The 6,646-nt window shown below is 68.8% G+C and carries 6 protein-coding genes; 3 read left to right on the forward strand and 3 right to left on the reverse strand.

Annotated elements, in window-relative coordinates:
* Positions 1-62: 62 nt before the first annotated feature.
* Entirely contained in the window at positions 63-554 is a 492-nt protein-coding gene (locus E6G06_01575; GenBank protein TML93648.1) for a nuclear transport factor 2 family protein, read from the reverse strand.
* A gap of 36 nt (positions 555-590) precedes the next feature.
* On the reverse strand, positions 591-1,475 hold the full coding sequence (locus E6G06_01580; GenBank protein TML93649.1) for a hypothetical protein: 885 nt from the start codon (positions 1,473-1,475) through the stop codon (positions 591-593).
* Between the two features lie 156 nt (positions 1,476-1,631).
* Here E6G06_01580 and E6G06_01585 point away from each other — a divergent pair, with 156 nt between their 5' ends.
* Positions 1,632-2,480 carry a class I SAM-dependent methyltransferase gene (locus tag E6G06_01585; protein TML93650.1) on the forward strand — a complete coding sequence of 283 codons (849 nt, stop codon included), beginning with the start codon at positions 1,632-1,634 and terminating at the stop codon, positions 2,478-2,480.
* Between the two features lie 134 nt (positions 2,481-2,614).
* Here the strand turns inward: E6G06_01585 and E6G06_01590 are convergent, their stop codons facing one another.
* Entirely contained in the window at positions 2,615-2,965 is a 351-nt protein-coding gene (locus E6G06_01590) for a hypothetical protein (GenBank protein ID TML93651.1), read from the reverse strand.
* Between the two features lie 138 nt (positions 2,966-3,103).
* On the opposite strand from E6G06_01590, the gene E6G06_01595 reads away from it, so the two are divergent.
* Together E6G06_01595 and E6G06_01600 are read left to right on the forward strand one after the other, a co-directional pair.
* Positions 3,104-5,056, forward strand: a complete 1,953-nt coding sequence (locus E6G06_01595; protein TML93652.1) for a hypothetical protein — start codon at positions 3,104-3,106, stop codon at positions 5,054-5,056.
* A 46-nt stretch (positions 5,057-5,102) separates the two neighbouring features.
* The coding region (locus E6G06_01600) for a sensor domain-containing diguanylate cyclase (GenBank protein TML93653.1) at positions 5,103-6,646 on the forward strand (1,544 nt) is incomplete at its 3' end.

The following is a 6,646-nucleotide window of genomic DNA, read 5'->3' on the forward strand; positions in this document are numbered from 1 at the left end:
CCGAGCTCGTCGACCAGTTCCTACGAGAACGGAAGCCGGGGGCGCGCGCCGGTAACTCGGCGTCAGCCTGGGGGTGCGGGATTGCGATCGGGCTTCTCCGGAGGCGTGTGCATCGTGGCGCTCGTCTGCCAGTCGCTCACCTTCATCAGCTCGAAGACCTCGGCCATGTTGAGGATGTCGAGCTCGTAGTCGAATCGTCCGTCGCCGGCGTAACGCAGGATCGAGACACCCGGCGCCTGGAGCGGCTGACCGTCTGCCGTGGTGCCGGGCAGGCGATTCCACCAGAACGACACGACCCGGTCGCCCTCGACCATGGTCCACTCTTCGGGGAACGTCCAGCCGTCGAGGCCCGCCATGCTGTCGTCGAGGAAGCGGGCGATCGCTGCTCGGCCCTCCATGCGACCCCACGCCGGATCGACGAAGACGGCGTTCTCGGTGAACAGCTGTTCGGCGAGCACCGACCATCGGGCTTCACCGCGTTGCACCTTTTCCCGCGCGGCGACGTAGCGTCCATAGGCTGCCCGCGCCTCCTCGCTCCGCCCCGACTCGCTCATGGCTCGCCAACCTAGCGGGCGCGCCGCTAGGCACAGTCAGTTCACTGGTCGACACGCGACGCCCACTCGCGCCAGGAGGGCGCAGAACGTCGCGCGGCTCACCTTCCAGCGACCGTCCACGACAACCGCTCCGCCGCGATGCGTGGGGAGGTAGGGCGACGAGGCACCCAACCAAACCGAGAACCACACCGCGGCCTCACTCTCGCTGACGAATGTGACGCGCTCGACGCGGTGGACTGCGGTCTGCGCGGTGCCCCCGAAGCGCCGGTGCAGCTCGCGTAGCGTCGGTCCCAGCCGCTCGCCTCCTTCGACGTTGACCATCTCGTCGTTCCGCAGCTCCTGCATGCCGGCGAAGGCGGCTTCGACCGCGCGGCGGGCGGTCTCCTCGTCGGAGGGTGTCCGGCCCGTCGGCGCGGGATCCGGGGCGAAGGCGACGCCGAAGCCCGGTTGGGGGAAAAGCGCGGACGACGGACCCGGCTGCTCCTCCCAGAGCGACTGCGCAGTCTGGGCCGCGGCGCGGATCGCGGCGGCGTCGAGGTCGACCTGCGTCTCAGGAACTCCATGGCCCTTCCACTCCACCACGGCTGCGAGGGGTCCATCGGGGACCCAGTAACGCTGGTCCCAGCGGCCGCCGATGCCACTCACACCCTGTTGCACCAGCAGCGGCTTGGGCGGTGTGTCACCCAGCCCCACGCCGACCAGCGGTGAAAGGTTCGTCACCCGAGTGCCGTCGGCGAAGCCCAACCCGAGGCGCAGCTGTTGGTCGGCCAGGAGGACCTGATGGCCTGGGACGCTCATCGGGCCCACGGCACGGATCCCGATCCCATGCGGAAAGCCGAACCCGCTCAGCGCGTGGCGGGAGCGCACGCAGACGCGGAACTCGAAGCCCTCGGGATAGGCGCGCAGATGCTCGAGCGTCACGGCGAGCCCAGAAGCGCCGTAGATCAGGACCCGGTCATGCACAAGCTCGCCCAACACCCGTGCCGGGGGACCAGCCCAGGGTGGCAGGCGCAGCGCGGGAGGTAGCGGGGGAGGCGTGGAAGGGGGCGGAGGGTCGAAGAACGACGGCACGCGCTCATGCTCTCACCGGCGGTCCCTCGCGTCCGCGGAGATTTCCGTTTGTCGCTTGCATGGCGAAGGCGAGCGGCGAAGAAATGCCAGCGATCGCGGCGCTGCGTCTGCGAGAGTCACAGCGTGCCGCAGAACATCTTCACCGGACGCTTCGCTGAGGGCTACGACCTGGGCTCGTCGGACATGTATGAGCCTCGCGTTCTTGAACCGACGGTGAGCTTTCTCGCCGATGCTGCTCGTGACGGCGCTGCGCTGGAATTCGGCATCGGTACTGGCAGGGTCGCATTGCCTCTGAGTCAGAGGGGCGTCGAGGTCCACGGCATCGAGATCTCACCGGACATGGTGAAGCAACTTCGCGCGAAGCCCGAGTCCGAGGCCCTTGTCGTGACCGTTGGCGACTTTGCCACGACCAGGGTGTCCGGAAGCTTCTCGCTGGTCTATCTCGTGTACAACGCCATCTCGAACCTGACGGCGCAGGACGAGCAGGTCGAGTGTTTCCGGAACGCGGCTCGGCACCTCGCTCTCGGAGGCCGGTTGGTCATCGAGCTCTGGGTTCCCGACCTGCAGCGTCTCCCTCCGGACGCGCTGGCATTGCCATTCGACGTGAGCCCTTCGCACATCGGCTTCGACGAGATCGATGTCGCGACCCAGCAGGGGGTATCGCACCACTATTTCATCGCCGGTGATCGCGTCGCGCTTTTCGACTCGCCGTATCGCTACGTCTGGCCCGCCGAGCTCGATCTCATGGCCCGAATCGCCGGATTGAATTTGCGGGAACGTTGGGGTGACTGGGATCGCTCGCCATTCACGAGCCAGAGCAGGAAGCACATCTCAGTTTGGGAACGGCCGCGATAGCTACGACGGCGACAGTCAGCCGTCGCGGATCGTCACCACGGCCCGGTCGTCGGCCATCACCGCTCGCTTCGGGGCGAACAGCGTGAGCTCGAAGGTCTCGGGACCCTCGGCGCGGCCGTCGGCGGCGAGGGCGCCTAACGGGCTTCCTCGATGCCTTCGCCCTCGAGCTTCTCGCGGAAGGATTGCCAGTCGGCTTCGGCGCCGGCAGCAGCCAGGCGCGCGCCGCGAACTGCCTCTTCCTCTTCCTTCAGCGCCCGAGCCCGGGCGCGCTGCTCAGCGTTTGGGGCATTCTCCACGTCCCCTTCACCGAGTTGCCATTCAGTGCCACAGGCCCGGCACCTGAGGTGCATCACGACATTGACGGGATCGACGTGGAGGAGAACACCGAGGACACCACAGTTCGGACAGGGCGCGGGCTGGCCCCACGACGGCATCCGCTTCACGGCCGCAGTGGGTGTCTCTTGCACCTGACGTTTGCGAAACACGACTCCTCCCCGACTTCTCTCCTCCTTCATCTATCGGTCATCTGGCGCCAGACTTGACGGCTGAGCCCCCTCGGTTGCGGGTAACGTCGGCGCCCTGGGGGGGCGCTGCCGCCTGCCCCGAACAGGAGGTTCCAGGCCATGCGCCGACGCCTACTCGTGATCGTGCCGCTGCTCGGGGCCACGCTCGCAATCAACGGCTTGGGGGCCGTGGCCCACGCCGTCCCCCTGCCGCTCTCGATCTTCCCCAACGACACCTTCACCGTGGCCGACGCGTCGCAGCTCACGGGCCGGCGGGTCAACCTGCCGATGACGAACTGCTCGGTCCAGGTGTCGAAATGCAACGAGATCGCGCTCGTCGACCAGCTCGACGGGTTCGACCTCGACCCCAACCTGAAGATCAAGTTCTCCGGCCCGATCGACGTCTCGAAGGTGAACGGCACGAACCTCTACCTCGAGCGTGTCTGCAGCTGCAGGGTCGCGCGCATGCCTCTCGTGCGGCTCGTGTGGGATCCCTCGACGAACACCCTCTACGGGCACCCCAAGCATCAACTGCGAGAGTCCTCGACCTACCACGTCACCGTGACCTCCGGCATCAACGGCCAGTCGGGCACGGCCACGTTCACGACCATGAGCGCGACGGTCGGCCTGCGCCAGATGCAGGCGCAACTCGACGACGGCAGCGCATACACCGCGGCGGGCATCGCCGCCGCCGATCGTGGCCTGCATTTCGTGCGGCCGGACGGCACGCGCACCGTTTACCCGGCGACCAACGTCACCATGGTTCGCCGTTTCGACGACACAGGTAGCGGGCCGCTCGTAGAGCACATGGTGTTGGACTCCGCCATCCCGGGAGCGGCCACGTATGCGTTCGGCTCCTACCTGTCGCCGTCGTGGCTTGACGCCGATCGCAAGATCCCTCAGACCCCGACCCGAACCGGTGCCCCGGCGATCACCGGTCTCGCGGAGGTGGGGTTCACGCTCATCCTTCCGACCGGCATCAAGCCCGCGGGCGGGTGGCCCGTCGCCATCTTCGGCCCCGGTATCACCCGGTCGAAGTACGACCTGTTCCTCGCGAGCGACGAGAACCTGAAGCGGGGCATCGCCACCATCGCCATCGACCCGGTCGGCCACGCCTTCGGGCCGCGCAGTGAGGCCGGCGTCGACCTCGCCGTCCCGCCGACGACGGTGCGCTTCTCCGGGTTCGGTCGCGGCGTCGACCTGAACCACGACGGCACGATCACCGATCAGGAGGGTGTCAGCACGCTCGGCCAACCCAGCAGGTACGCGAGCGTCGCGCTGCGTGACGGCCTGCGGCAGACGGCCGCCGACAACATGGCCCTCGTACGCGCGATCGGCCGCGGCGTCGACGTCGACGGTGACGGCACCGACGATCTGCGGCCGACCGACGTCGACTACTACGCGCAGAGCCTGGGCGGGATCTACGGGACGATGGTCATGGGCGTCGACCCCCTCGTGCCGGTCGGTGCGCTCAACGTCCCCGGCGGCCCGATCGTCGAGATCGCCCGCCTCTCACCGGCGTTTCGCCCGGTGCTCGCGACCGAGCTGGCGAACCGCATCCCGTCGCTGCTCAACGGTGGGCCGGGCGCGGACGGCTTCACCGAGTCGGTGCCGCTCTACCTCGACCCGCCCGTCACGGATCCCTACCCGGGCGCCATCCCCATCCAGTTGGCGGGCGCCCGCACCAACTGGATCGACCGACCCGGGAGCCCGGAGACGTTCGCACCGCTCGAGCGCAAGCGCCCGCCCGCCGGCCATCCGGTGAAGAAGGTCCTGTATCAGTTTGCGTTCGGCGACATGACGGTGCCCAACCCGACAAGCGCCACGCTCACTAGGGCCGGATTTCTCCGCGACGTCGTCAGCTTCTACCGCAACGACCTCACGCCAACCGCGAGCACCAACCCGCACGGGTTCCTGCTCGACCCGCGCATCAGCGGCCGCCAGATGGGCCAGCTCCAGATCGCGACGTTCTTTGCCAGCGCCGGGACCACCATCATCGACCCGGATGGCCCGGGTCCGGTGTGGGAGACCCCGATCGCCGACCCGAACGAGCTCGAGACGACGCATTACTGAGCGCCCCCGCCTCCGAGCCCGCTGACGCGGCAGCGTTGGCGCGCGGGTGTTGGGTCATCTCGAGGATCAGCTGCTCAAGCGGGCCTCGGTGGTGGACGAACACGACAAGGTGGACCAGCCCGCCTCGACCGATGCCCAGGCGCTCGACCGCGCGCTGACGGTGCTGCTCGACCAGCACCCGGAGGCTGTCGTTTCCGCGGCGAATGCCGATGGTCTCCGCGTACCGATGCCTGCCTCGGTGCCGCTGAACGGCCACAAGGTCCTCGCCGGCCGCTCCGCCCTGCACCTCGTCGCGGCCCGGGACGTGGAGGTGATGATCACGACCTGGGATCGAGCTCGGCAAACCGGTGCCGCCCGTGCGACGGTCGAGCTGATGAACTTTCCGGGCCGTTCGGCGGAGCTGCACTTCTTCGACGTCCGGGAACATCATGGCGTCTTCATCGTCGTGCTGGTTGCCGAAGATGGCGACGCGCAGGCTGTGCTGGACGGCCTTCCCGACATGCCGGCCGTCGTCACGCGCTTCTCGACCACGCGCAAGAACGAGCTCGCGGTGCTGGTGGCCATCGACGGGGCGACGACCCAGATGCTCGGCTGGACACCGGAGGAGATGGTGGGCCAGCGCTCGCTCGAGTTCATCCACCCCGACGACCGCGAGCGGGCGGTGGAGAGCTGGATGGAGATGCTGGCCCGGCCCGGCCAGAGCAATCGCGTCCGGCTGCGGCACCGGCGCCGGGACGGCTCGTGGGTGTGGCTGGAGATCACGAACCACAACCTGCTCGACGACCCCGCCCACGGCTACGTGCGGGCCGAGCTCATGGACATCTCCGACGAGATGGCGGCGCACGAGGCGGTGCGGGCCCGCGAGCAGCTGTTGCACCGCCTGGCCGAGGCGCTGCCCCTCGGGGTCTTCCAGGTCGACCGGGCCGGGGGGGTGCTCTACGCCAACGAGCGCCTGGGCGAGATCGTGGGCGTCGCGCCCTGCGGCACCGTGCGTGACCAGCTCAGAAGCGTGGCGGCCGACGACTGGCCCTCGCTCGAAGAGGCGCTCGACGGCGTGCTCATCGACGGGCGCGACGCCACCCTCGAGGTCCGCCTCCGGCGTCCGGGGAGCGAGGAGCTGCGCTTCTCCCGCATCCTGTTGCGCTCGCTCACCGACGACGGCGGCGAGGTGAGCGGGGCCATCGTCTGCGTCGAAGACGTGACCGACAGCGTGCGCCTGCGGGGCGAGCTCGAGCATCGGGCCACCTACGACGTCCTCACCCGCTGTCACAACCGGGCCTCGATCATGGCCGCGCTGGAGGCGGCCCTGGCCGCCAGCGCGACGTCGACCACGGGCGTGGCCTTCCTCGACATCGACGGGTTCAAGTCCGTGAACGACACGCTGGGTCACGCGGCCGGCGACGAGCTGCTGGTGGTCGTGGCCGACCGTCTGCGCGCCGCGGTCCGGGGCCGGGACATCGTCGGGCGTTTCGGCGGCGACGAGTTCCTCATCGTGTGCCCCGACGTGGGCGATCCCGCCGAGGCGCTCGCGCTGGCACAGCGGGTGCAGGGGGCGGTCTACGGGACGGTGAGCGTGGCGAACCGCGAGAT

It is taken from the genome of Actinomycetota bacterium, from assembly GCA_005888325.1.
In the GTDB taxonomy this organism is placed as follows: Bacteria; Actinomycetota; Acidimicrobiia; order Acidimicrobiales; family AC-14; genus AC-14.

What these genes read in the sequence shown, in the direction of transcription:
- E6G06_01575 (TML93648.1), bottom strand. Translation starts at nt 554, where the DNA reads ATGAGCGAGTCGGGGCGGAGCGAGGAGGCGCGGGCAGCCTATGGACGC.
- E6G06_01585 (TML93650.1), top strand. Translation starts at nt 1,632, where the DNA reads ATGCTCTCACCGGCGGTCCCTCGCGTCCGCGGAGATTTCCGTTTGTCG.
- E6G06_01595 (TML93652.1), top strand. Translation starts at nt 3,104, where the DNA reads ATGCGCCGACGCCTACTCGTGATCGTGCCGCTGCTCGGGGCCACGCTC.